This window comes from Olsenella sp. oral taxon 809 str. F0356, from assembly GCF_000233535.1.
Lineage (GTDB): Bacteria > Actinomycetota > Coriobacteriia > Coriobacteriales > Atopobiaceae > Olsenella_I > Olsenella_I phocaeensis.
The window spans coordinates 1,653,505-1,676,397 of sequence record NZ_JH376563.1 but is presented as its reverse complement, the minus strand read 5'-3'; the positions used below and the strand labels follow the sequence as shown (position 1 = coordinate 1,676,397).

Below are 22,893 nucleotides of genomic sequence, written 5' to 3'. Positions count from 1 at the left end.
GCCGTCCGGAGGCAGTTGGAGGAGCATGGAGCCGACGCAGGTCAGACTCACCATTCCCGATTCCGTCGACCCGACCCTGCTCATGGGGCCGGCCGACTCGCTCCTGCGTCGCATAGAGGCGGGCTTCGACGCCCTGGTCTCGGTGCGCGGAAGCCAGATTCTGGTCTCGGGCCCCGCGGAGGTCGTGGACGGCGTCGTCTCGGTGTTCTCTCGCCTCATCCACATGGTCGAGAGGGGAGAGGTGCCCACCACCGACGAGGTGGAGCTCCTCGTGGGCCAGGCGTCGCACGGCGCCCAGGAGCCCGCGGACATGGGTCGCGACCTGCTGCTCACCTACCGCGGGCGTGCCATAAGGCCAAAGACGGCGGGGCAGCTGCGCTACGTCGAGTCGATGCGGCGAAACACCATCAGCTTCGGCATCGGCCCCGCCGGCACCGGCAAGACCTACCTCGCCATGGCGATGGCCGTGGCGGCGCTGAAGAGGCGCGAGGTGGCGCGCATCGTCCTCGCCCGTCCCGTGGTCGAGGCGGGCGAGTCGCTGGGCTACCTCCCAGGCACCCTCCAGGAGAAGCTCGACCCCTACGTGCGCCCGCTCTATGACGCGCTCTTCGACATGACCGACATGGAGCGGGGGAGCTCCCTCATCGAGCAGGGGGTCATAGAGATCGCGCCCCTGGCCTTCATGCGCGGGCGCACCCTCAACGACTCCTTCGTCATCCTCGACGAGGCGCAGAACACCACCCCCGACCAGATGAAGATGTTCCTCACGCGGCTGGGCTTCTCGTCCAAGTTCGTCGTGACGGGAGACCTCACCCAGCGCGACCTCCTGGGCCACAACGGTCTGGAGTCGGCCCGCGAGGTGCTCGAGGGTCTCGACGGCATCGAGTTCGTGGACCTCGACCGCAACGACATCGTCCGCCACTCCCTGGTGGCGCGCATCGTGGACGCCTACGACCGCGCCGAGTCGCGCGGCGGCAGGAGGTAGCATGGAGAACAGCTACGACCTCGTGTTCGAGGAGGGCGTCGTCGCGCCCGTCGACGGGGCAGACATCAAGGCCGCCTGCGACCTGGTGCTCGCCGAGGAGGGCGTGGGCAGGCCCTGCATGGTGTCGGTCTCCGTCGTGTCCGACGGGCGCATGCGCGAGCTCAACCTCGAGTGGCGCGGGCAGGACCGGGCGACGGACGTGCTGAGCCTCGAGTGCGAGCGTCCGGACGACCCCGACCTCGCTCCCGGGGAGCCCTGCGAGCTGGGCGACATCGTCCTCGCGCCCGCGTACATCGCCCGGCAGGCGCCGGGCTTCGGGACCACCGCGCGCGACGAGTTCCGCCTGCTCCTGGTCCATGGCATGCTCCACCTCCTTGGCTACGACCACCTGGAGGACGCGGAGGCGGAGCTCATGGAGGCCCGCGAGGACCAGATCGTCCTCAAGATGAGGACCGACCAGCCTGTGGACCACGTGACCCTGACCCGCCACCGGGAAGGCGGCGACGCATGATCCCCGGCAAGCGCCCGAGCCACCCCACCTTCAGACGAAGCTTCCTCTTCGCCATCCAGGGCTTCCGCACCGCCGTGCGCCAGGAGCGCAACATCAAGGTCATGCTGGGCGGGGCCGCCTTTGCCCTCACCATGGGCATCGTGCTGCACATCGACGCGCTGAGCTGGGCCGTTGTGCTCCTGTGCTGCGCGGTGGTCATCATGGCCGAGCTCTTCAACACGGCCGTGGAGACCGTCGTGGACCTGGTCTCGCCCGAGTTCCATCCCCTCGCGGGGCGGGCGAAGGACATCGCCGCCGCCGCGGTGTGGCTGCTCTGCGTCGTGGTGGCGGTGGTGGGCGCCGTGGTGTTCGTGCGCGCCCTCCTGCCCTAGGGCTTCCCTTTCAAGGAGGAGAGATGCAAGACGAGAAGACCGTGGACGGCACAGTGCCCGCCGAGGACTTCCGCAGCGGCTTCGTCGCGCTGGTGGGACGTCCCAGCGTGGGGAAGTCGACCCTGCTCAACGCCTGCTACGGCGGGAAGATAGCTATCACGAGCCCCGTGGCGCAGACCACGCGCCGGCGCATGCGCGCCGTGGTCAACACCCCCGCGTCGCAGCTCGTGATCGTGGACACGCCGGGGCTCCACAAGCCCAAGGACGCCCTGGGGAAGGAGCTCAACAAGGTTGCTCTGGGAGAGCTTGCCGACGTGGACGTCGTCGCCCTCCTCGTCGACGCCACCAAGCCCGTGGGCCGGGGCGACGAGTGGGTCGCCAAGCACGTCGACGCGGCGCGCGCGCCCTTCAAGGTCCTCGTGGTCACCAAGGCGGACCTCGCCGGGCCCGAGCAGGTCAAGTCCCAGCTCGAGGCGGCGCGCTCCCTCGCCCGCTTCGACGACGCCCTCGTCGTGAGCGCCAGGGAGGGCTTCAACGTCGACTCCTTCGTGGGGCTGGTCTCCGCCCACCTGCCCGTGGGCCCGAAGTGGTTCCCGGACGACATGGACGTGGACATGACGGACGAGGAGCTCGTGGCGGAGTTCGTGCGCGAGAAGGTGCTCCTCAACATGCGCCAGGAGGTCCCCCACTCCGTGGGCGTCATCTGCGAGGATATCTCGTGGCCCAGGAGGGGCCACGCCTCGGTGGCCGCCACCATCATCGTGGAGCGCGAGGGGCAGAAGGGCATGGTCATCGGCAAGGGGGGGCAGATGATCAAGCGCATCGGGTCCGAGGCGCGCCATGACGTGGAGCGCCTCCTCGGGGCCCAGTGCTTCCTCGACCTGCAGGTCAGGGTCCAGCCGCAGTGGCGCCGGGACAAGAACGAGATCCGCCGTCTGGGCTACGAGGCGGAAGAGTAGGCCGTGGCGGGAGGGCGCAGGACCTATAGGAGCAAGGGCATAGTGCTCGCCCGCACCAAGCTCTCGGAGCAGGACCTCATCCTCACCATCCTGGGGGAGTCGGGGGCCCAGCTGAGGGCCGTGGCGAAGGGCGCGCGGAAGCCGGGCGGACGCCTCGCCTCGCGCTCGGAGCTCTTCTGCGAGACGGACTTCCTCATGGCCAGGGGGAGGAGCCTCGACGTGGTGAGCGAGGCCGTCACCGTCGACGCGCACCCCGGCATCAGGGGGGACTACGCCCGGCTCTGCGCCGCCTCCGCAGTCGCCGAGGTCGCGCGCCTCAGCTCCTTCGAGGAGAGCGAGGACCCCTACCTCTTCCGCATCTGCTCGGCTGCCCTGGGCTCCTGCGAGCGGGCGAGCGGGCAGCCCCACCTCGACCTGCTGGTGGCCGCGTACGCCTTCAAGGTGCTCGCCCACGAGGGCTGGATGCCCGAGCTCGACTCCTGCATAGCCTGCGGCGACCCGGACGTGACGCACTTCTCGCCCGTGGCGGGAGGGGCGCTCTGCGCCAGCTGCGCGAGGGGCGTGGCGGGCGCCCAGGAGCTCTCCCACTCCGAGTTCCAGTGGCTACGGGCGCTTTTGGGCTCCACCTTCGGGGAGCTCATGGGGGCCGAGGCGGACGAGCGGGCAGCCACGGAGCTCCTCTCCATCGCGCATGCCTGGGCGGCGACCCACCTGGACGCGCGCCTGCGCGCCCTGGAGTTCATGTTCAGTATGTGATGGATTCGGGTACGGCATGCTTTGCGACGTGCGGAGCCCGGACTTCTTTGCAAAAGACTAAAAACAGGCTTAAGATAGTTTGCTGCATGAGTCCCTACCCAAAGAAGATCCTCCGTTTGGAGCAGCCCATGAGAACAGACCGACCATCCGCCCACATCAGCCTCTCGTGGCCCCATCCCGCCTGTTGTGGTGCTCTGGCCTCCGCCGCCGTGGTGGCCGTCCTGCTCATGGGCGCCCACACCGCCCTTGCCAACGAGGCGGAACGCGTCATCGATGTCGGCTCATCCCAGGTGGACGTCGGGGCCACGGCGTCCACGACCGATTCTGCGGAAGGGGCCTTGCTTGACGCACGGGAAGCGTGCAATGCGCCCGTATCCGTGCCTGCATCCCCTGTTCAAAATGTGCCTGAGGGTCAGACGGAACCAACGGATGATAAGGTCACGGAAGCAAAGCTTGAATTTCCCCTGAGGGTCGTTGCCCCTCAGGCTCAAGCTGACGTCGAAGGCCAGGGGACGCCGAACGAGCACGAGTCGTTCGAGGATGCCGAAGCTACCCATGCGGTCTCGCAGACGAGCGAGTTCTCGAGGGGGGCGCCTACTCGCGCTCCCGAGGAGACCATCGAGACAGGCCCTGCCGCGCCCAGCCCCCACATGGCCATCGTCACAAGGGCAGGGACGGCAGGCGAGGAGGAGGGCTGGTCCAGCAAGCCCGAGGCAACGGCCCCCCAGTCTGTGAAAGCCACGCAGCCCGAAGTGGACGAGCCCGTGGCTCCCAAGCTCGTGGCGAACAAGCCGACCGGCAAGAAGCCCGCCGTCAAGTACCTCAACATGTTCCGGCTCTACAACCCCAACTCAGGCGAGCACTTCTACACGAGCAGCCAGAAGGAGCTCAAGACGGTCTGCGAGGCGGGTTGGCGCTACGAGGGCGTGGGCTGGGTGTCTCCCGATTCCGGCGCGGCGGTCTTTCGCCTCTACAACCCCAACGCAGGGGACCATCACTACACTACAAGCTCTCGGGAGCGCGACGGGCTCGTGAGGGCGGGCTGGCGCTACGAGGGCATCGGCTGGAGGTCCGAAGGAGACGACGGCACGGCGGTCCTCCGGCAGTACAACCCCAACGCGAGGGCCGGCGCGCACAACTTCACCGTGAGCCCCCAGGAGGCAAAGCACCTTGTCGCTGCCGGATGGAGGGACGAGGGCAGGGCGTGGTTCGCCTCTAGGCAGGCCACCCAGCCAATCAAGGGCTTCTGGATGGTCACTAGTGCCTGGGGATCGAAGCAGCGCTATTGGGTCGGGAGCGATGCCCTCCTCGCCCGCGAGCGCGTCGTGACCCCTTCCGAGGGCGCGGGCTACTACGCCTACGCAAGCTCCGACGGCTCCATCCTGCGGGGCGTCAGGGACCTCGGTGACGGCTACGCCATGGTGGCGGACGACGACGGCAGGCTCCTCGCCGCGGGCGGCGAGGGCTTCTCAAAGCTCAGGGGGGCGGACGGCAGGGAGCGGCTGTACTACCTGCACGATGGCGGCGAGGGCTTCTCGCTGGCCAGGGTCGGCCACTTCGAGCGGGGTGGGAAGCACTTCTGGGGCCAGGCCTCCGACGGGAGCATCCTGCGCGGCAAGCTCCGCCAGGGCAAGGGGATGCTCGTCGCCAACCCCACGACCGGCGCGCTGCTCTGGTCCCGGGGCATGGTCGTGACGGGGGAGTACGACGACGGCGAGCTGCAGCGCTACTACGTCGACGACTCCGTGGGCGCTGGCCTCCTGGGCGCCCGCCTCGGGCTGTTCACCTACGACGGCAAGCGCTACTACGGCCGGGAGGACCAGGGCTACGTGGTGCGCGGGACCTACGTGGTCTCCCGCTACTACGCGAAGACCCACGGCTCCTTCCCCGGCGACTGGCACGACGACACCGTCGCCATCGCCGACAACGACGGCGTGCTCGTCTCGCGCGAGGAGTTCGGCAGGAGGATCGTCAGCGCCGCGCGCACCATGCTCGGCGGCAGCTATTCGTACGACGACAGCGCCTACTATCCCGACAGGCGCGCCTTCAACTGCTCTGGCTTCACATGGTGGGTCTACAGCACCCTGGGGATCAACCTCTCGCACAACCAGGGCTACTTCTCCTACTATGCGCAGCAGGACAACCGCAACGACAGCCAGATGTGGGGCGTGGAGAAGCGCGCGGGCTGGAAGACGTCCATACCGGACCTCCGTCCCGGCGACCTCGTGTTCTTCTCCCCACTGCAGGACAAGTACCACACCGGGCACGTCGGCGTGTACATCGGCGACGGGAAGATGATCGACTCGAACACGCCCGACGGCGTGCAGGTCAGGAACGTCTGGAGGACCTCCTACGTCGGCGGCGGCCTGCCCATCACGTTGGTGTAAGACTCGCGTGCCATATCGTGTGCCTGGCGTGTAGAAGGGACAAAACGCGCGCGGCCTCGCCCCTCCGGCGGGCCGCGTGGCCCTTCTCGTGCTATGATTCCCCAGTCATACCCCGTACTTGGAGGCCCGCCCATGCCAGACGGCCATCCCAGTTCGGGGCGCATCCATGAAGAAGGGAAACGCAACATGGCAGTCACCAAGGATCGCAAGGCCGAGCTCATCGCCCAGTACGGCAAGGACGAGAAGGACTCTGGCTCCGCCGCCGTCCAGGTCGCCCTCCTCACCGAGCGCATCAAGGGCCTGACCGAGCACATGAAGTCCCACAAGAAGGACTTCCACACCCGTCGCGGCCTCCTCATGCTCGTCGGCCAGCGTCGCCGCCTCCTGTCCTACATCAAGAAGCAGGACGTCGAGGCCTACCGCACGCTGATCAAGAGCCTGGGCATCCGCGACAACATCCAGTAACAAGCGTGCAAGAGGGGAGCGCCTGCGGGCGCTCCCTTGCGTTAGACGGCCCGCCTGCAACGGGGCAGGCGGAGATAAGAGGAAAAGAAACATGGCAAAGGTTACGCACGAGTTCGACCTCTACGGCAAGCACTACGCCCTCAGCTCGGGCGAGCTCGCGAAGCAGGCCACAGGCGAGTGCCTGGTCTCCTGCGGCGAGTCCACGGTCAACGTCACCGTCGTGGTCTCGAAGGAGCGCAAGAACTACGACTTCTTCCCCCTGACGGTCGACTTCATCGAGAAGATGTACGCGGTCGGGCGCATCCCCGGCGGCTACCTCAAGAGGGAGGCGCGCCCCTCCGAGAAGGCCACCCTCACGGCCCGCATGATCGACCGCCCCATACGCCCGTCCTTCCCCGACGGCTTCCGCAACGAGGTCCAGATCGTCGCCATGCCCCTCGTGGCCGACCAGGTCAACTCCGTCGACACCATCTCCATCATGGGCGCCTCCGTCGCCCTCTCCGTGGGCGGCGTGCCCTTCGAGGGGCCGCTCGCCGGCGTGCGCATCGGCCGCAACCCCGAGACGGGCGAGTTCCTCGTGAACCCGACCTACGAGGAGCGCGACGCGTCCGACCTCGACCTCGAGCTCGCCGGCTCCGCCACCTTCATCAGCATGCTCGAGGCCGGCGCGAAGGAGATCTCGGAGGAGGACATGCTCGCCGCCATGGCCTTCGGCCAAGAGGCGATCGCCGCGTTCTGCGAGGAGGAGAAGGCCTTCATCGCCAAGTACGAGAAGGCCAACGGCCCCATCGCCAAGCGCGAGTACGTCCTCGACGTGCCCGTCCCCGAGGTCCACGACCGCGTCTTCGCCCACTACGCCGAAATGGAGGCCGCGCTCAAGGACGCCGACAAGCTCTCGCGCATCGGCAAGGTCGAGGCCCTCAAGGACTCCATCCGTGCCGAGTTCACCGACGAGGAGCGCGCCCAGTGGGAGCGCGAGATCCCCGTGGAGCTCAAGGGGCTCGAGAAGCACGCCATGCGCAAGATGGTCGTCGAGACCGGCGAGCGCGTCGACGGCCGCTCGGCCGACCAGATCCGCCCGCTCATGGTGAAGCCCGACTACCTTCCCCGCGTCCACGGCTCCGGCCTCTTCCAGCGCGGCCAGACCCAGGTGCTCTCCGTCGCCACCCTGGGCATGCTCAACGAGTGGCAGCGCCTCGACACCATCGAGCCCGTCGACGGCAAGCGCTACATCCACCACTACAACTTCCCGCCCTTCTGCACCGGCGAGACCGGGCGCATGGGGTCGCCCAAGAGGCGCGAGATCGGCCACGGCAACCTTGCCGAGCGCGCCCTTCTCCCGGTGATTCCGAGCGAGGACGAGTTCCCCTACACCATCCGCGTGGTCTCCGAGGTCATGGAGTCCAACGGCTCCTCCTCGATGGCGTCGACCTGCGGCTCGACCCTCGCCCTCATGGACGCTGGCGTGCCTCTGAAGCGCCCCGTCTCGGGCGTGGCCATGGGCCTCATCCAGGAGGAGGGCAAGACCGTCGTCCTCACCGACATCCAGGGCCTCGAGGACTTCCTCGGTGACATGGACTTCAAGGTCTGCGGCACCACCAAGGGCATCACCGCCATGCAGATGGACAACAAGGCCACCGGCCTCACGCCCCAGATCCTGCGCAAGGCCCTCATGCAGGCCCACGAGGGTCGCATGTTCATCCTCGACGCCATGCTCGAGCAGATTCCCGCGCCGCGCGAGTCCACCAAGGAGAACGCGCCCCAGATCATCAGCCTCCAGATCCCGACGGACAAGATTCGCGACGTCATAGGCAGCGGCGGCAAGGTCATCCGCGGCATCCAGGACGACACGGGCGCCACGATCGACATCCAGGAGGACGGCACCGTCTTCATCGCCGGCACCAACGGCGCGGGCGACGAGGCCGCCGAGCGCATCAAGGCCATCGTCAAGGTCCCCGAGGTGGGCGAGGAGTACAACGGTCGCGTCGTGGGCATCCAGCCCTTCGGCGCCTTCGTCGAGCTCCTTCCCGGCAAGGACGGCCTGCTGCACGTCTCGCGCGTCGCCAAGGGCCGCGTCGAGAAGGTCGAGGACGTCCTCAACATCGGCGACGAGGTCAAGGTCAAGGTCCTCGAGGTGGACGAGAAGGGCAAGATCAGCCTGGACCGCCTGGACAAGCCCGAGGCTCCCGCCCGCTCCTCCAAGCCCCGCGAGCATGAGGGCGAGAGGCGCGAGCGTGCCGGCCGCCGTCCTGGCGACAGGGGTGGCTCCGCGAGCCGCCAGCCCCGTCGACACCACGAGGGCTAGTCCCGAACGATAGCTCCCGGCCCCACGACTGACGGGGCTGCTGGGACCCGCCGGCCTTTGCCGGCGGGTCCCTTTTCTGTGCCGTGACCCCAGATGTGGGATGCGTCCGCTTTGCCCTCCACAGGGACAAGGGTGACTGGCGGCAGCTACAATGGGTAGAGGAATGTCTGGAACGTTTCCCGCAGAGGCGGGTCTCACATACATGAAATGCCACCGCACCACGAAAGGAACCCAACGCACATGGCAAAGAAGCAGAGTCCCCTGAGGATCATTCCCCTCGGGGGTCTGGACGGCATCGGCAAGAACATGACCGCCTTCGAGTACGAGAACGACCTCGTGCTCGTGGACGCGGGCCTCATGTTCCCCGATGACGAGCAACCCGGGGTCGACCTCGTCCTTCCCGACTACTCGTACGTGCTCGAGAACGAGGACAAGCTCCGCGGCATCATCATCACCCACGGCCACGAGGACCACACCGGGGCCCTGCCCTACCTCCTCATGGACCTGGGCCGCAAGGTGCCCATCTACTCGAGCAAGCTCACCCTGGGCTTCATCGAGGGCAAGCTGGCCGAGCACCGCATCAACTCGCCCAAGTTCCGCGAGGTGACCAACGGCGCCCATCTAAACCTCGGCGCCTTCAGCATCGACTTCTTCGCGATGACGCACTCGATCCCCGGCGCCATGGGCGTCTACATGCGCACCCCGGCGGGCTCCGTCATGCACACCGGCGACTTCAAGCTCGACCAGACCCCCATCGACGGCGTGAGGCCAAACTACCAGGCCATCAACCGCTTCGCCACGCTGGGGGTCGACCTCCTCCTCTCCGACTCCACCAACGCGACCCGTCCGGGCTTCACGCCCTCCGAGTCCGCCGTCGGCCCCCAGCTCCGCCACATCATCAAGAACGCGCCCGGCAGGGTCATCGTGGCCTCCTTCTCGAGCCAAATCCACCGCATCCAGCAGGTCTGCGACGCGGCCGTGGCCGTGGGGCGCAAGGTGGTCGTCACGGGACGCTCCATGGTCACCAACACGCGCGTCGCGCGCGAGCTGGGCTACCTCAAGATCTCCGACGACGACATCATCGACGCCTACGACCTGGCAGACCTCCCCGACGAGAAGATCGTCGTCATGTGCACGGGCAGCCAGGGCGAGCCCATGAGCGCGCTCGGCCGCATGGCCACGGGAGACCACAAGTCGATCACCATCACCTCCGAGGACACGGTGATCATCTCGGCTACCCCCGTGCCCGGCAACGAGAAGAGCGTCGCGGGGATCATCAACTCGCTCTCAAAGATCGGCTGCACCGTCTTCGACCGCTCCAACACGCTCGTGCACGTCTCGGGACACGGCAGCCAGGAGGAGCTCAAGCTCATGCTGGCCATGGCGAAGCCGCGCTACTTCGCGCCCGTCCACGGCGAGGCCGTCCACCTGCGTGCCCACGCCAAGCTCGCGGCCCAGATGGGCATCCCCGCCGACCACATCTTCATAGCCGACAACGGAGACTCGCTCGAGGTGCGCAACGGCAAGGTCACCTGGGGCGACCCCGTCGAGTCCGGCATCGTCTACGTCGATGGCCTCTCCGTCACGGACGCCGACCCCGTCGTCTTCCGCGACCGCCAGAAGCTCTCGACCGACGGGCTCGTCACCTGCGTCGTCACGTTCGAGCGCAGGGGCGGCAAGGTCCGCGACATCGAGGTCGCCTGCAGGGGAGTCGCCTTCTCGGGCGACGAGGCCCTCATCGAGGAGGCGCAGGACAGCGTCAGGTCCCAGATGGAGACCAGCGTCAAGAAGGACGCGACCAGCCTCGAGCAGCTCCGCAAGGCCCTGCGCAACAGCCTCTCGGGCTTCCTCTGGACGAAGACGCACACGCGACCGATGGTCATCCCGGTCGTGATGGAGGTTTAGATGCCCTCGAACCGCAGCTCAAACGCACAGAAGGGTAGGCGCAAGAAGAACGGTGGCAGACGGGCTGGGGGAAGGGCCTCCTCCCCCCAGCGCCTGCTGCCTGCAAAGGGGAGCGTGGGAAGCGATATCCTGGGCGTGGCCCTGCTCGTGATGGCCATCGCGCTGGGCATCGCGGTCCTGCTCCCGTCGTCCGCTCCCGTCACCCGCGCCTGCGGCGAGACCCTCTCGCTCCTCTTCGGCGTGGGTGCCTTCCTGCTGCCCCTGGCGCTCGCGATATTCTCGCTCACCTTCTTCGTGGACGGCGAGGGGCCCATGGGCAGCCGCGTCGCCCTGGGCCTGCTGCTCGTGGTGCTTGCGGTGCTGGGGCTCCTCTCCGTCAACATGGCCGCGGCGACCGAGGCCGACCCCTTGTTGGTCTTCGACAAGGAGGCGGTCCTGACGCGCGGCGGCTACGTGGGCGCCGCCATAGCCTGGGCGCTGCTCAGCCTCATGGGTAGGACCGTGGGCAACGTCGTGCTCGTCGGCGTGGCGTTGACGGGCGCCATCGTGTGCGGCTTCTCCGTGTCCGGGGCGGTGTCCCGACTGCGCGAGGCCAGCCAATCCGCCCGCGAGGGCCTGCAGGAGCGCGTGCGACGCCGGCAGGCAGGGCGCTCGCCCATAGGTGGGGGAGAGGATCCCTACCCCGACTACGCCGATCCCCTCGCGCCCGAGGCACCCGCAGAGGGTGCCACCACCTTCCTGGGCGCCCGCAAGACGAGCGTGCTCACGCGGGGCGGCCGCACCCGTGCCGACGGGACGGATTCGTCTGACGGCGCGGATGGCGGGACCTCTGCCGAGCCCAAGACGACGCTCCTCAGGAGGCTTCGCCATCCCAACATCGACCTGGACGTGGCGCGCCCCGCGGGAGAGGTCGCAACCACCCCTCCCATCGAGGGGCTCGAGATGGAGACGGAGCGGACCCCCTCCGCCCCCGCGCCCTCGCATGCGGACCTTGACGTCGAGGGGGCCGACGAGGAGGTCGCGGTGCCAGACTTCCTGCAGGCGGTCGCCCCCACGCAGCGGCTCGCCGGCAGGCGACGCGGCACGCGGCGCTCCGAGGACGCCAGGCCCACGCCCAAGAAGCCCTCCCTCACCGCGCGGAACGCGCCCATCTCGCACGCGGAGAGGGCGGTCCCCGCGCAGGCCGCGATGTCGCCGGCACCGAGGCCCCGGCCTGCCACCCCCGCGCCGGCGGGCAAGAGACCGGGAGAGGGTGAGGAGGGCTACCAGCTGCCCCCGCTCTCGATGCTGAGCTCGAACCCCAACAGCGCGACCAGCGCCGCCTCCATCGCCGAGCTGTCCGAGACCAAGGACCGCCTGCAGGCGACGCTCCAGGAGTTCGGCCTCAGGAGCCAGGTCGTCGACTACGTGTCCGGACCCCTGGTCACGACCTTCCGGGTCGAGATGGGCGAGGGCGAGCGCGTCAACAAGATCCGCAACCTCGAAGACGACATAGCCCTCACGCTCGCCGCCGAGAAGGTCCGCATCTTCGCGCCCATCCCCGGCACCTCCTACGTGGGCATAGAGATCCCCAACAAGGAGCGCGAGAACGTGCACCTGGGAGACGTGCTGCCCTACGCCAAGGGCGGCCCCCTCGAGGTGGCCATCGGCCGCGACTCGGCGGGCAAGCCCGTCGTCACCAACATCGCCAAGATGCCGCACATGCTCGTCGCCGGCACCACGGGGTCGGGCAAGTCCGTCCTCATCAACTCCATGATCATGTCCCTGCTCATGCGCACAACTCCCAAGCAGGTGCGGCTCATCATGATCGACCCCAAGCGCGTCGAGTTCGCGGGATACAACGGCCTTCCCCACCTCTACGTCCCGGTCGTGACCGAGCCCAGGCAGGCGGCGAGCGCCCTGCAGTGGGCGGTGTCCGAGATGGAGCGGCGCCTCAAGGTCTTCGAGCGTGCCGGGGCGCGAGAGATCCGCGCCTACAACAAGATGTGCGTCTCGGGCAAGCTGTCGGAGATGGACAACCCCCCCGATCCGCTGCCCTACATCGTCGTGGTCATCGACGAGCTCTCGGACCTCATGATGGTCGCGGGCAAGGACGTCGAGGCCTCCATCGTGCGCATCGCCCAGCTCGCCCGCGCGGCGGGGATTCATCTGGTCATCGCCACGCAGCGCCCCTCGGCCAACGTCGTCACGGGCCTCATAAAGTCGAATATCGACTCCCGCGTCGCCCTCAAGGTCTCGTCGGGCATCGACTCCCGCGTCATCCTGGACGAGACCGGCGCCGACAAGCTCCTGGGCAACGGCGACATGCTCTTCAAGGACCGGGGCCTCTCTCCCAAGCGCGTCCTCGGCTGCTACACCTCCGACCAAGAGATAAACGAGGTCGTGGACTTCATCCGCAGCCAGGGCGAGCCCGACTACCACGAGGAGATCCTCTCGCAGGTCGTCCCCGGCCAGCCCTCCGGCTCGCCCCTTTCCGACGGCGAGGAGGGAGACGATCCCCTGGTCTGGGAGGCCGCCCAGATAGTTGTGGACTCTAGGCTTGGTTCCACCTCGGGCCTGCAGCGCCGTCTGAAGGTGGGATACGCTAGGGCCGGCCGCATCATGGACATGCTCGAGAGTAAGGGCGTGGTCGGACCTCCGGACGGCTCGAAGCCACGCGAGGTCCTGCTCGACAAGGAAGGCCTGGAGGACCTGAGGGTCCAGGAGGAGAAGTACCGGGAGGTGTAGCATGCCGCGTCCTCGCTTCAGCGAGATGCTGGTCAACAGAAGGCGGCAGTTGGGGCTCTCCGTGGCCCAGGCCTCGCGCGTGCTCCGCCTGCGCGAGGACGTGCTCATCGCCTTCGAGAACGGCGACTTCGGCCGTATGCCGAAGAGCGGCTACGCCCAGGGCATGCTCTCGTCCTACGCGCGCTACCTGGGCCTGTCCCCCCGCAGCGTGGTGAGGCAGTTCTCCTCCGACCTCTTCGACTACGAGCGTGGGCGTGACGGTAGGCACGGGGGCGAGGAGGCCAGCTACGAGGTGCCCGGGAGCTCCAGCCCCAGGAGGCCCTACCAGGGCTCGCGCGGGCTCCTGCCCACCTCGGGAGGGTTCGCGGGCGACGTCACGGGCTTCGCGACCACCTCCCCCGTCCGTTCGCGCCAGCAGTCGAGCCCGCTCGTCAACCAACGGCAGAGTCCCTCGCGCTACCACCAGGGCGGTGACGTCGGCGGGGACCTGCCTGCCGCGCCCACGAGGCGTTACACGGGACGTGACGTCAGCAGCCGCCCCGGCTCCAGGGCACGGACGCACCGCAGCCGACGCCCCGAGCAGGGCCGCGCCATCCCCGGAAGCTACCGCGAGGAGGTCGTGGTGCCCCGGGGCAACGCCGACAGGGTGACCACCCGCCTCGTCGACGCGGACGCCTACACCGACGACCTGCGCTACGGGGACGCCCGACCCTATGAGGCCGCCTCCACGCGCACGGGGCGTCGCTCCTCCCGCAACATCGCGCGCGCGGAGCGCCCCAACGTGAGGCGCCGCGGAGGCGAGGGAAGGGAGAGCCTGAGGGAGCGGGGGAGGGGCGCCGCCCCACGGCGCTCGGGAGTCGTGGGGGTCGTCGAGGCATACTTCTCGGACGCCCGGCGGACCATGGCAACCGTGGTCATCGCGGGTGCGCTGCTCCTCACCCTGATCATCATCGGGTCGGTCAAGTCCTGCGTGCGCGCCCCGTCCTCCTCCGACGCCCGTTCCGTCGCCGTCACCACGACGAGCACGACGCCCACCGACTCGTCGTCCGAAACCACTGCGACGACGTCCGGCACGCAGGGCCAGAGCAGCCAGGCTGCGGACGAGGCGGCGAAGGCCGCCGAGGACGCCAAGGCCCAGAAGGAGGCCAAGGAGGCCGAGACCGAGACCAAGGTGGACGTCAAGGTCGCCGACGGGGCGACCACCTGGCTCGAGATAGAGAGCGACGGCACGAGCGTCATCGCCGAGCAGGTCACGGGACCCTGGGAGAAGAGCTTCGTCGTGACGGAGTCGATCACCGTGCAGGTGAGCGACACCACTGCGGCGACCGTGACCAAGAACGGGACCCAGCAGTCCTTCAGCTCGAAGTCGTCCGGCATAGGCTCCATCACGATCCAGGGCACGAAGCCTTCGGCCAATCCCGCGGAGTCGACGGCGAAGGGCAAGGCCGACACGTCCTCCTCCGACGCGTCGGCCTCGGACGCGCCAGGCGAGGGTGGGACCGCGTCCACCAGCGGTGACGAGTCCTCCGGCTCCACCGTCGAGTAGGCGCTGCCCCAGGGACCCATCGCATTCAACCACCAGGAAGGGGAGGAAGCATGGCCAAGGAAGCTAGCTTCGACATCGTCTCGACCGTCGACCTCCAGGAGGCGGACAACGCGTACCAGCAGGCCGCGCGCGAGCTGACGCAGCGCTACGACCTCAGGCAGACCGGCGCCACGATCGAGTTCTCCAAGAAGGAGGGGGTCTTCACCATCTCGGCCCCGTCCGAGTTCGTGGCCTCCCAGGTCATCGACGTCATGGGCTCGAAGCTTGCCAGGCGCCAGATCGACCTCGCGGCCCTGCGCTGGGACAAGCCCGAGCCGGCGGCCGGCTCCTCCGTGCGGCAGCGCGGGCACCTCGTCCAAGGCATCGACCAGGACACCGCCAAGCGCATCGCCAAGGACATCCGCGACCTCAAGCTCAAGTGCAAGCCCACGGTCGAGGGCGACAAGCTGAGGGTCAGCTCCGCCTCCCGCGACGTGCTCCAGGAGGTCATCTCCCACCTGCGCGACGGCGACTACGGCCAACCCCTCCAGTTCACGAACTACAGATAGGAAACCATGAGCAACTGCCTGTACGTCACCCTTGGCTGCGCGAAGAACGAGGTCGACACCGATCGCATGAGGGCGCTCCTCGGGACCGCCGGCTTCGGCGAGGCCGAGGGCGTCGACGATGCCGATGTGGCCATCATCAACACCTGCTCCTTCCTCGCCTCGGCGACCTCCGAGTCGATCGACGCCACGCTCGACCTCGCGGAGCGCTCGCGCGGGGGCGTGGGGGAACTCCCCATCGTCATGTGCGGCTGTGTCCCCTCCCGCTATGGCGACAGCCTGCCCTCCGAGCTCCCCGAGGTCGCCGCCTTCGTGCGCGCCGACGAGGAGGATGACATCGTCGACGTCGTGAGGTCCGTCCTGGGCAAGGAGGCCCCCCAGGGGGAGGTCGCGTTGGGCGTGGGGCGCGTCCTGCGCACCGTCGAGGGCGCGAGCGCCTACGTCAAGATCTCTGACGGCTGCGACCGCTTCTGCGCCTTCTGCGCCATCCCCTACATCCGCGGACGCTACTTCTCCCGTCCGGAGGAAGAGATCCTGGGCGAGGTCAGGGGCCTCATGGAGGGCGGCGTGCGAGAGGTCGTGCTCATCGGGCAGGACACCGGCATCTGGGGGAGCGACCTGGGCGAGGGACTCACCCTCGCCTCGCTCCTGAGGTCGGTCGCGGGGGTCGTGCGGCCCTATGGCGGCTGGGTGAGGGTTCTCTACCTCCAGCCCGAGGGCATGACCGACGAGCTCGTCGCCACCATCCGCGACGTGGACGAGGTCCTGCCCTACATAGACATCCCCATCCAACACTGCAACGGGCGCGTCCTCGCAAGCATGAGGAGGAGCGGGTCGGCGCCGGAGCTCCGCGAGCTCTTCGCCCGGCTCAGGGAGCAGATTCCCGGCATGGTCCTCAGGACGACGGGGCTCGTGGGCTTTCCCGGCGAGACCGAGGAGGAGTCCGACGAGCTCCTCGACTTCGTCCAGGAGCTCGAGTTCGACTACACCTCGGTCTTCCCCTACTCCCGTGAGGAGGGGACGCTCGGCGCGAGTCTTCCCGACCAGGTGGACGAGGGCGTGAAGCTGGAGCGCGCGCAGCGGCTGCTCGACGTGGCCGAACAGCTGGGCTTCGCCGCCACCGCACGTCACGTCGGAGAGACCTGCGACGTCATCGTCGACGGCGTCGAGGAGGGCGAGGATGGCCCCGAGCTCGTCGGCCACGCCTGGTTCCAGGCCCCCGACTGCGACGGGGCGGTGCACATCCCTTGCGGCGAGGCAGCGGTGGGAGACGTCGTGCGCGTTCGCCTCGAGGACTCGTTCTGCTACGAGCTCGTCGGCAGCATCGTAGAGTAGGGGAGGCACCCAATGTCCAAGGGCAAGAAGTCCATCTGGACGCCCGCGAACGTCGTCACCTGCGCCCGCGTCGTCCTCGTCCCCGTCTGGCTCCTCGTGGCCGAACTCTCGCGGGACTGGGGGGCGGCCCCCAACCACTACGAGGGGGCCCTCGTGGTCGCCGTCTTCTACATCCTCCTCTCGCTCACCGACAAGCTCGACGGGCACCTCGCCCGTAGCAGGGGGGAGGTGACGACCTTCGGCAAGTTCCTCGACCCCATCGCGGACAAGCTCGTCGTGGTCGTCTCGCTCTGCTACCTCCTCGAGGCGCAGATGGTGAGCCCCTGGGTGCTCCTGGTCGTCGTCGCCCGCGAGTTCCTTGTGTCGGGGCTGCGCATGGTCGTCGCCTCCAAGGGCGTGGTGATCGCCGCGAGCAGCCTCGGCAAGTGGAAGACCGCCACCACCATGGTCTCGATCTCCGGGCTCCTCCTGCTGAGGGCCATCCCCATCTCGGGCGTCGCCTTCGTCGTGTCCGCGGTCTCGTTCGCCCTGCTTTGGGTCGCGGTCGTCCTCACCGCCTGGTCGGGCGTCGACTACTTCGCCAAGTCGTGGAAGTACATCACGGAGGACGCCGATGACTAGGGCGTCGGATGTCCCCCTTCCCACCAGGGAGGAGCTGGGACGCGAGGCCGCGGCGGTTGTCGCCGCGGCGGTCGGGGCGGGGCTGAGCGTCGGCACGGCGGAGTCCTGCACGGGAGGGCTCGTGTCCGCGGCCCTGACCTCCGTCGCCGGCTCCTCCGCCGTCGTGCGGGGCGCCGTCGTGAGCTACGCCATCGAGGTCAAGCGCAGGGTCCTGGGTGTCTCTCCGGAGGTGCTCGACGAGCCCTCCCTGGGTGCCGTCTCCTCCGAGTGCGCCCGGATGATGGCGGAAGGCGCCAGGCGCGTGCTGGGCGCAGACGTCTGCGTCTCCGTCACGGGAATCGCCGGACCCGGAGGCGCGGAGCCCGGCAAGCCCGTCGGCACCGTCTGGTTTGGCGTCTCCTCCGCCCACGGCGCGAGCGCCTCCCGCCTCTGCCGCTTCGAGGGGGGTCGCGAGGAGGTGCGGGCCAAGGCCGTCCACGTCGCGCTCTCCCTCCTGCGTGAAGCCCTTGTGACGCCCGCCTCGGCATAGGCCGGCCCCTGTTGGCAGCCTCGTCTCGCTGGACCTCCCTTTCGCAGCTCGCGAGGGGTGGGCGCGGCTGGCCTGCAGCTGACGCCAGACTGCGGCAAGCTGCCAGCGAGCCTCCCGCGAGCCTTCGGTCGTATGCTGTCCTTGACCGTTGACCCAGAACGCATGTTCGTATACCATTCGCTACGAAGACAAGCGAGGAGAGCCCATGGCAAAGAGCAAGAGCGTCACGCGCGAGGTGCACCAGAAGACCTATGGCGAGGAGAGGGACAAGGTCCTCGACGCCACCACGTCAGAGATAGAGAAGAAGTTCGGCAAGGGCGCCATCATGCGCTTCGGCGACGGGGGTCCTGACCTGGAGATCGAGGCGATTCCCACAGGGTCGCTCGCCCTGGACGCCGCGCTCGGAATCGGCGGCGTGCCCAGGGGGAGGATCATAGAGATCTATGGCCCCGAGTCGTCGGGCAAGACGACCCTCTCGCTCGAGATCCTCGCCGAGGCGCAGGCCCTGGGCGGAGTGGTCGCGTTCATCGACGCGGAGCACGCGCTCGACCCAGGATACGCCGCCCGTATCGGCGTCGACATCGACGAGGTCCTCATCTCGCAGCCCGACACGGGCGAGCAGGCGCTCGAGATCTGTGACATGCTCGTGCGCTCCGGGGCCATAGACGTGGTGGTCGTCGACTCCGTCGCCGCCCTCGTGCCCAGGGCCGAGATAGAGGGGGAGATAGGCGACACCACGGTGGGCCTCCAGGCCCGCCTCATGAGCCAGGCGCTGCGCAAGCTCGCCGGCTCGCTCTCAAAGTCGAAGACCACCTGCATCTTCATCAACCAGCTGCGCGAGAAGATCGGCGTCATGTTCGGCAGCCCCGAGACCACGCCCGGCGGGCGGGCGCTCAAGTTCTTCTCGTCCGTGCGCATGGACATCCGCAGGATCGACTCCATCAAGCGCAACGGCGAGAACGTGGGCAACCGCGTCCGCGTCAAGATCGTCAAGAACAAGGTCGCACCACCCTTCAAGCAGGCTGAGTTCGACATCATGTACGGCACCGGCATCTCCAAGGAGGGCTCGCTCCTCGACATGGCAGTGGACTACGAGGTGGTCGAGAAGTCCGGCGCCTGGTACACCTATGGCGTGGAGAGGCTCGGGCAGGGCAGGGAGGCCGCGAAGGACTTCCTCGCCGCCAATCCCGACCTCATGGAAGAGATCGACCACAAGGTGCGCATGGCCTGCGGCCTCGAGCTGGGCGACGAGCGCGTGGGCGAGCCCGTCTCGCTCGACACGTCCTCGCAGGGCGAGCTCTCCTAGCCTCCTGGCATGCCTTCTGTCGAATTACGGGGGGCGGGCGTCAGCTGGAAGCTGATTCTCCCCGAGCGCCAGGCCGCGGTGCTCGGGGCGAGGAGGCCCCGTGCCACATTGGCAATCCGCTCGGAGAGGGGAGAGGAGACCCTCTCCCTACCCGTCGCGGTGGCCAAGGCACTCGAACGCTCGCTCGCAGACCGCAGCGAGCCCCCCTCCTCGAGGGCCGAGCTCGTCTACGTCCTCTCCGAGGTCGAGGGGAACTGTGCGCGCAGGCGCGTGGAGTCCCTGCTCGACCGCAGGGACTACTCCTCGCAAGAGATGGAGCGCAAGCTCAGGGACGATGGCTACCCCGGTCGCCTGTGCTCCGAGCTCGTGGCACGCTATGCCGAGGCGAAGCTCATAGACGACCGTCGCTACGCAGACGTCTTCGTGAGGTCCAAGCTGTCCGCCGGCTGGGGAAGGCGCCGCATCGAGCTCGAGCTCGCCCGTCGCGGCATCGAGGTGGGCGAGCTTCCCGGCTGGCCCTACGACTACCTTGACCCCGAGGACGAGGGCGAGCGTGCCTTCGAGGTCGCGCTCCGTCGCTCCTTCAGGGGGAGGGACCCCTACGCCCAGTGCGTGCGCTTCCTCATGGGCCGCGGCTTCTCCGGTGCGGCCGCGTCGAGCGCCGCGAGAAGGGTCTTGGACGAGGACGACGGAGGGTCCTGAGGTCCCATCACTCGGACTCCTTGTCCGGCTGGGGCCCGTCACGGGCGACGCTCACCGTACGTCTGTTTGACGCATGGGCCGCCTAAACTTATGATTTATCGTGCCATTTGAGTTGCCTCTCGTCCGTCGGATGCACGACAGACGTCTTATATGACCTTCTCTATCCGATCTTTTGCATACCAGTGGACGGGTTGCCCCTTGGATGGCGGGTTCCCCCTAACGTGGGGGTCTCCTGAACCCTACGCAAACGCACGACCATCAGAGGAGCAACCATGACTATTGCAATCGGGGCAATCTGTCTCTTGCTGGGAGCCGCCGCCGCGTGGTTCTACGCGAACAGCCAGAGCAACGCCAAGGTGATCGCCGCCAAGTCGGCGGTGAGCGACGCGGAGGCCGAGGCGCGGCGCATCAACGACGACGCCCGACGCGAGGCGGATTCCGCCAAGAAGTCCGCGCTCATCGAGGCTCGCGAGGAGATACTCCAGCTCAAGCAGCGTTCGGAGGCGGAGGAGAAGGCCCGCAAGGCCGAGCTCCAGGCCCTCGAGGGCCGCATCATGCAGCGCGAGGAGTCGCTTGACAGGCGCAACGACTCGCTCGACCGCAAGGAGCACCAGCTCTCGAGCCTTCAGGGGCAGCTCGACAAGCGCAAGGTCGAGGTCGACGGCCTCGTCGCGCGCCAGTCTGCCGAGCTCGAGCGCATCGCCGACCTCACGCGCGAGGACGCCCACAAGGAGCTGCTCGACCGCGTGCGCGCCGAGTCCGTGCGCGAGGAGGCGCAGATTCTGAGGGAGTCCGAGCAGCGCGTGCGCGCCCAGGCCGACAAGACCGCCCGCGAGATCGTGACCACCGCCATCCAGCGCTGCGCGGCGGACCAGGCCGGAGAGATCACCGTCACCTCCGTCCACATCCCCTCGGACGACCTCAAAGGTCGCATCATCGGCCGCGAGGGGCGCAACATCCGCACCTTCGAGCAGGTCTCGGGCGTCTCGCTCGTGATCGACGACACGCCCGAGACGGTCATCCTCTCGAGCTTCGACCCCGTCCGTCGCGAGACCGCCCGCGTCGCCCTCGAGAACCTCATCGCGGACGGACGCATCCATCCCGCTCGCATCGAGGAGATGTACAAGAAGGCGGAGTCCCTCGTCTCCGAGCGCGTCCAGGAGGCCGGCGAGCAGGCCGCCTTCGACTGTGGCATCCATGACCTGCACCCCGAGCTAGTGAAGACCCTTGGGGCGCTCCGCTACCGCACCTCCTTCGGCCAGAACGTCCTCTCGCACTCCATCCAGGTCGCCGCCCTCTGCGGGATCATGGCCTCGGAGCTCGGCATCCCCGAGGCACCCGCGAAGCGGGCGGGCCTCCTGCATGACCTCGGCAAGGCCATCGACCACGAGGTCGAGGGCCCGCACGCCGTGATAGGCGCCGACCTCTGTCGTCGCTATGGCGAGAGGCCCGAGATCGTCCACGCCGTCGAGGCGCACCATGCGGACGTCGAGCCCAGCTCGGTCCTGGACGTGCTCGTTCAGGCGGCAGACGCCATCTCCGCAGCCCGCCCCGGTGCGCGCCGGGAGTCCGCTGAGACCTACATCAAGCGCCTCGAGAAGCTCGAGGAGATCTCGAACGCCCACGATGGCGTCGAGAGGACCTATGCGATGCAGGCAGGCCGCGAGCTTCACGTCATGGTCGAGCCCGAGAAGATTTCTGACGCCGAGGCCACGGTGCTTGCCCACGACATCGCCCAGCAGATCGAGGACGAGATGCAGTACCCCGGCCAGGTCCGCGTCGTCGTCATCCGCGAGTCCCGCGCCGTCGGCGTAGCCAAGTAGGAACGCAGCATGGCCCAGGACCCCTCCGACCTCGCGCGCTTCGTCGCCTCCCATGGGGGCGACCGCTCGCTCAAGGTCGAGGAGAGCCTGGGTGGGGGCTACGTCCGCCTCCGCGTCGCCGAGGCGGAGCGGCGCCAGGCCAAGCACGACATTCGCTGGGTCGAGGACGCCGTCATAGAGATGCTCCGCAACGCCCGGGACGCGGGAGCTCGCCACATCTATCTGGCGAGCTCCCGCGAGGGCTCCGTGCGGACCATCACCATGCTCGACGACGCGGCGGGCATACCGCGCGAGATGCACGAGCGCGTCTTCGACGCGCGCGTCACCTCCAAGCTCGACTCCGTCCACCTGGACCGCTGGGGAGTGCACGGCCGTGGCATGGCGCTCTATTCCATCAGGGAGAACGCCCTCAGCGCCCGCGTCGTGGACTCGGCCCCCCAGAAGGGCTCGAGCATCCAGGCGGTCTTCGACGTGGACTCGCTCCAGGAGCGCAGCGACCAATCCACCTGGCCCACCCTCGTCGAGGACGAGGGTGGTTCCCTCGGCTTCAGGGGGCCTCGCAACATCATCCGCTGCTGCTGCGAGTTCTCCCAGGAGGACCGTGGCTGCGAGCTCTACCTCGGGTCTCCTGCCGAGATCGTGGCCACGGCACGGAGCAACGTGCGTCTGAGCGTGGAGGGAAGCGCCCTGCTCTTCATCGACTCGCTCGACGACCTGCCCGTGCTCGAGCGCCTCAAGCTCGCGGCCGATGCCGGGGAGCTGCTCCAGGTCTCCTCGTCCCTCGGCCTCGACATGTCCGAGCGGACGGCCCATCGCATCCTCGCTGGTCAGGTGACCCCCGTCCGGAGCGTTGCCAGCCACTTCCGGAAGTCGCGCCGTGCGAGCCGGGCTGGACGTAAGGTGGACCTCGTCCGCGACCGGAGGGGCCTGCGCATCTCCCCCGAGGACCTGGGCGAGTTCTCGCGCACGATGGAGAGGGACTTCGCCCCTCTGGCGCAACGCTACTACCTCAGCCTGGCGTCAGAGCCGAGGGTTCGGGTTTCGCATGGCAGGGTGACCGTGACCTTCGAGGTGGACGAGGGGGACTAGCACCTCCTTTCGCATCTCCTGCAAAA

19 protein-coding genes are annotated in these 22,893 nt (G+C 68.2%); all 19 read left to right on the top strand.

From position 1 onward, the window contains the following. Nucleotides 1-25 precede the first annotated feature (25 nt). The 19 genes from HMPREF1008_RS07595 (at nt 26) to HMPREF1008_RS07500 (ending at nt 22,867) form a co-directional block, all read left to right on the top strand. On the top strand, nt 26-985 hold the full coding sequence (locus tag HMPREF1008_RS07595) for a PhoH family protein (RefSeq protein WP_009279278.1): 960 nt from the start codon (nt 26-28) through the stop codon (nt 983-985). 1 nt (nt 986) lies between these two features. Then, nucleotides 987-1,496: an rRNA maturation RNase YbeY gene (gene ybeY / locus HMPREF1008_RS07590; protein WP_009279277.1), complete on the top strand. Its 510-nt coding sequence runs from the start codon at nt 987-989 to the stop codon at nt 1,494-1,496. Next, entirely contained in the window at nt 1,493-1,867 is a 375-nt protein-coding gene (locus tag HMPREF1008_RS07585) for a diacylglycerol kinase family protein (RefSeq protein WP_009279276.1), read from the top strand. Before ybeY ends, HMPREF1008_RS07585 begins: the two co-directional genes overlap by 4 nt. Before the next feature lie 23 nt (nt 1,868-1,890). Further along, entirely contained in the window at nt 1,891-2,826 is a 936-nt protein-coding gene (gene era, locus HMPREF1008_RS07580) for a GTPase Era (protein ID WP_009279275.1), read from the top strand. 3 nt (nt 2,827-2,829) lie between these two features. After that, nucleotides 2,830-3,582: a DNA repair protein RecO gene (gene recO / locus HMPREF1008_RS07575; protein ID WP_040656772.1), complete on the top strand. Its 753-nt coding sequence runs from the start codon at nt 2,830-2,832 to the stop codon at nt 3,580-3,582. A gap of 128 nt (nt 3,583-3,710) precedes the next feature. Next, nucleotides 3,711-5,969 carry an NlpC/P60 family protein gene (locus HMPREF1008_RS10280; protein WP_009279273.1) on the top strand — a complete coding sequence of 753 codons (2,259 nt, stop codon included), beginning with the start codon at nt 3,711-3,713 and terminating at the stop codon, nt 5,967-5,969. Nucleotides 5,970-6,155: 186 nt separating this feature from the next. Then, nucleotides 6,156-6,434, top strand: a complete 279-nt coding sequence (gene rpsO / locus HMPREF1008_RS07560; protein ID WP_009279272.1) for a 30S ribosomal protein S15 — start codon at nt 6,156-6,158, stop codon at nt 6,432-6,434. 91 nt (nt 6,435-6,525) lie between these two features. After that, entirely contained in the window at nt 6,526-8,739 is a 2,214-nt protein-coding gene (locus HMPREF1008_RS07555; RefSeq protein ID WP_009279271.1) for a polyribonucleotide nucleotidyltransferase, read from the top strand. A gap of 240 nt (nt 8,740-8,979) precedes the next feature. Continuing rightward, nucleotides 8,980-10,644 (top strand): ribonuclease J, encoded by a 1,665-nt coding sequence (locus tag HMPREF1008_RS07550; protein ID WP_009279270.1) that lies wholly within the window; start codon nt 8,980-8,982, stop codon nt 10,642-10,644. Further along, the gene (locus tag HMPREF1008_RS07545) at nt 10,645-13,371 is read left to right on the top strand and encodes a DNA translocase FtsK (protein ID WP_009279269.1); all 2,727 of its coding nucleotides are present in this window, start codon (nt 10,645-10,647) and stop codon (nt 13,369-13,371) included. It begins immediately after the preceding gene. Between the two features lies 1 nt (nt 13,372). Further along, nucleotides 13,373-14,917: a helix-turn-helix transcriptional regulator gene (locus tag HMPREF1008_RS07540; protein ID WP_009279268.1), complete on the top strand. Its 1,545-nt coding sequence runs from the start codon at nt 13,373-13,375 to the stop codon at nt 14,915-14,917. A gap of 50 nt (nt 14,918-14,967) precedes the next feature. Next, nucleotides 14,968-15,465, top strand: coding sequence for a YajQ family cyclic di-GMP-binding protein (locus HMPREF1008_RS07535; protein WP_009279267.1), 498 nt, complete (start codon nt 14,968-14,970; stop codon nt 15,463-15,465). Between the two features lie 6 nt (nt 15,466-15,471). Further along, nucleotides 15,472-16,797 carry a 30S ribosomal protein S12 methylthiotransferase RimO gene (gene rimO, locus HMPREF1008_RS07530; RefSeq protein WP_009279266.1) on the top strand — a complete coding sequence of 442 codons (1,326 nt, stop codon included), beginning with the start codon at nt 15,472-15,474 and terminating at the stop codon, nt 16,795-16,797. Between the two features lie 12 nt (nt 16,798-16,809). Next, nucleotides 16,810-17,418, top strand: coding sequence for a CDP-diacylglycerol--glycerol-3-phosphate 3-phosphatidyltransferase (gene pgsA, locus HMPREF1008_RS07525; RefSeq protein WP_009279265.1), 609 nt, complete (start codon nt 16,810-16,812; stop codon nt 17,416-17,418). Next, on the top strand, nt 17,411-17,947 hold the full coding sequence (locus HMPREF1008_RS07520) for a CinA family protein (RefSeq protein ID WP_009279264.1): 537 nt from the start codon (nt 17,411-17,413) through the stop codon (nt 17,945-17,947). The genes pgsA and HMPREF1008_RS07520 overlap by 8 nt, the downstream gene beginning before the upstream one ends. Nucleotides 17,948-18,152: 205 nt before the next feature. Next, on the top strand, nt 18,153-19,253 hold the full coding sequence (gene recA, locus HMPREF1008_RS07515; RefSeq protein WP_009279263.1) for a recombinase RecA: 1,101 nt from the start codon (nt 18,153-18,155) through the stop codon (nt 19,251-19,253). Nucleotides 19,254-19,361: 108 nt separating this feature from the next. Then, nucleotides 19,362-19,955: a regulatory protein RecX gene (locus tag HMPREF1008_RS07510; protein ID WP_009279262.1), complete on the top strand. Its 594-nt coding sequence runs from the start codon at nt 19,362-19,364 to the stop codon at nt 19,953-19,955. A 272-nt stretch (nt 19,956-20,227) separates the two neighbouring features. Further along, nucleotides 20,228-21,778: a ribonuclease Y gene (gene rny / locus HMPREF1008_RS07505; RefSeq protein ID WP_009279261.1), complete on the top strand. Its 1,551-nt coding sequence runs from the start codon at nt 20,228-20,230 to the stop codon at nt 21,776-21,778. 9 nt (nt 21,779-21,787) lie between these two features. Beyond that, complete coding sequence (locus HMPREF1008_RS07500; RefSeq protein WP_009279260.1) at nt 21,788-22,867, top strand: ATP-binding protein; 1,080 nt, start codon at nt 21,788-21,790, stop codon at nt 22,865-22,867. Nucleotides 22,868-22,893 lie beyond the last annotated feature (26 nt).

Bases quoted from the DNA above. Each gene is read 5' to 3' on its own strand.
- HMPREF1008_RS07595 (WP_009279278.1), top strand. From the start codon at position 26: ATGGAGCCGACGCAGGTCAGACTCACCATTCCCGATTCCGTCGACCCG.
- ybeY (WP_009279277.1), top strand. From the start codon at position 987: ATGGAGAACAGCTACGACCTCGTGTTCGAGGAGGGCGTCGTCGCGCCC.
- HMPREF1008_RS07585 (WP_009279276.1), top strand. From the start codon at position 1,493: ATGATCCCCGGCAAGCGCCCGAGCCACCCCACCTTCAGACGAAGCTTC.
- era (WP_009279275.1), top strand. From the start codon at position 1,891: ATGCAAGACGAGAAGACCGTGGACGGCACAGTGCCCGCCGAGGACTTC.
- HMPREF1008_RS10280 (WP_009279273.1), top strand. From the start codon at position 3,711: ATGAGAACAGACCGACCATCCGCCCACATCAGCCTCTCGTGGCCCCAT.
- rpsO (WP_009279272.1), top strand. From the start codon at position 6,156: ATGGCAGTCACCAAGGATCGCAAGGCCGAGCTCATCGCCCAGTACGGC.
- HMPREF1008_RS07555 (WP_009279271.1), top strand. From the start codon at position 6,526: ATGGCAAAGGTTACGCACGAGTTCGACCTCTACGGCAAGCACTACGCC.
- HMPREF1008_RS07550 (WP_009279270.1), top strand. From the start codon at position 8,980: ATGGCAAAGAAGCAGAGTCCCCTGAGGATCATTCCCCTCGGGGGTCTG.
- HMPREF1008_RS07545 (WP_009279269.1), top strand. From the start codon at position 10,645: ATGCCCTCGAACCGCAGCTCAAACGCACAGAAGGGTAGGCGCAAGAAG.
- HMPREF1008_RS07540 (WP_009279268.1), top strand. From the start codon at position 13,373: ATGCCGCGTCCTCGCTTCAGCGAGATGCTGGTCAACAGAAGGCGGCAG.
- HMPREF1008_RS07535 (WP_009279267.1), top strand. From the start codon at position 14,968: ATGGCCAAGGAAGCTAGCTTCGACATCGTCTCGACCGTCGACCTCCAG.
- rimO (WP_009279266.1), top strand. From the start codon at position 15,472: ATGAGCAACTGCCTGTACGTCACCCTTGGCTGCGCGAAGAACGAGGTC.
- pgsA (WP_009279265.1), top strand. From the start codon at position 16,810: ATGTCCAAGGGCAAGAAGTCCATCTGGACGCCCGCGAACGTCGTCACC.
- HMPREF1008_RS07520 (WP_009279264.1), top strand. From the start codon at position 17,411: ATGACTAGGGCGTCGGATGTCCCCCTTCCCACCAGGGAGGAGCTGGGA.
- recA (WP_009279263.1), top strand. From the start codon at position 18,153: ATGGCAAAGAGCAAGAGCGTCACGCGCGAGGTGCACCAGAAGACCTAT.
- rny (WP_009279261.1), top strand. From the start codon at position 20,228: ATGACTATTGCAATCGGGGCAATCTGTCTCTTGCTGGGAGCCGCCGCC.
- HMPREF1008_RS07500 (WP_009279260.1), top strand. From the start codon at position 21,788: ATGGCCCAGGACCCCTCCGACCTCGCGCGCTTCGTCGCCTCCCATGGG.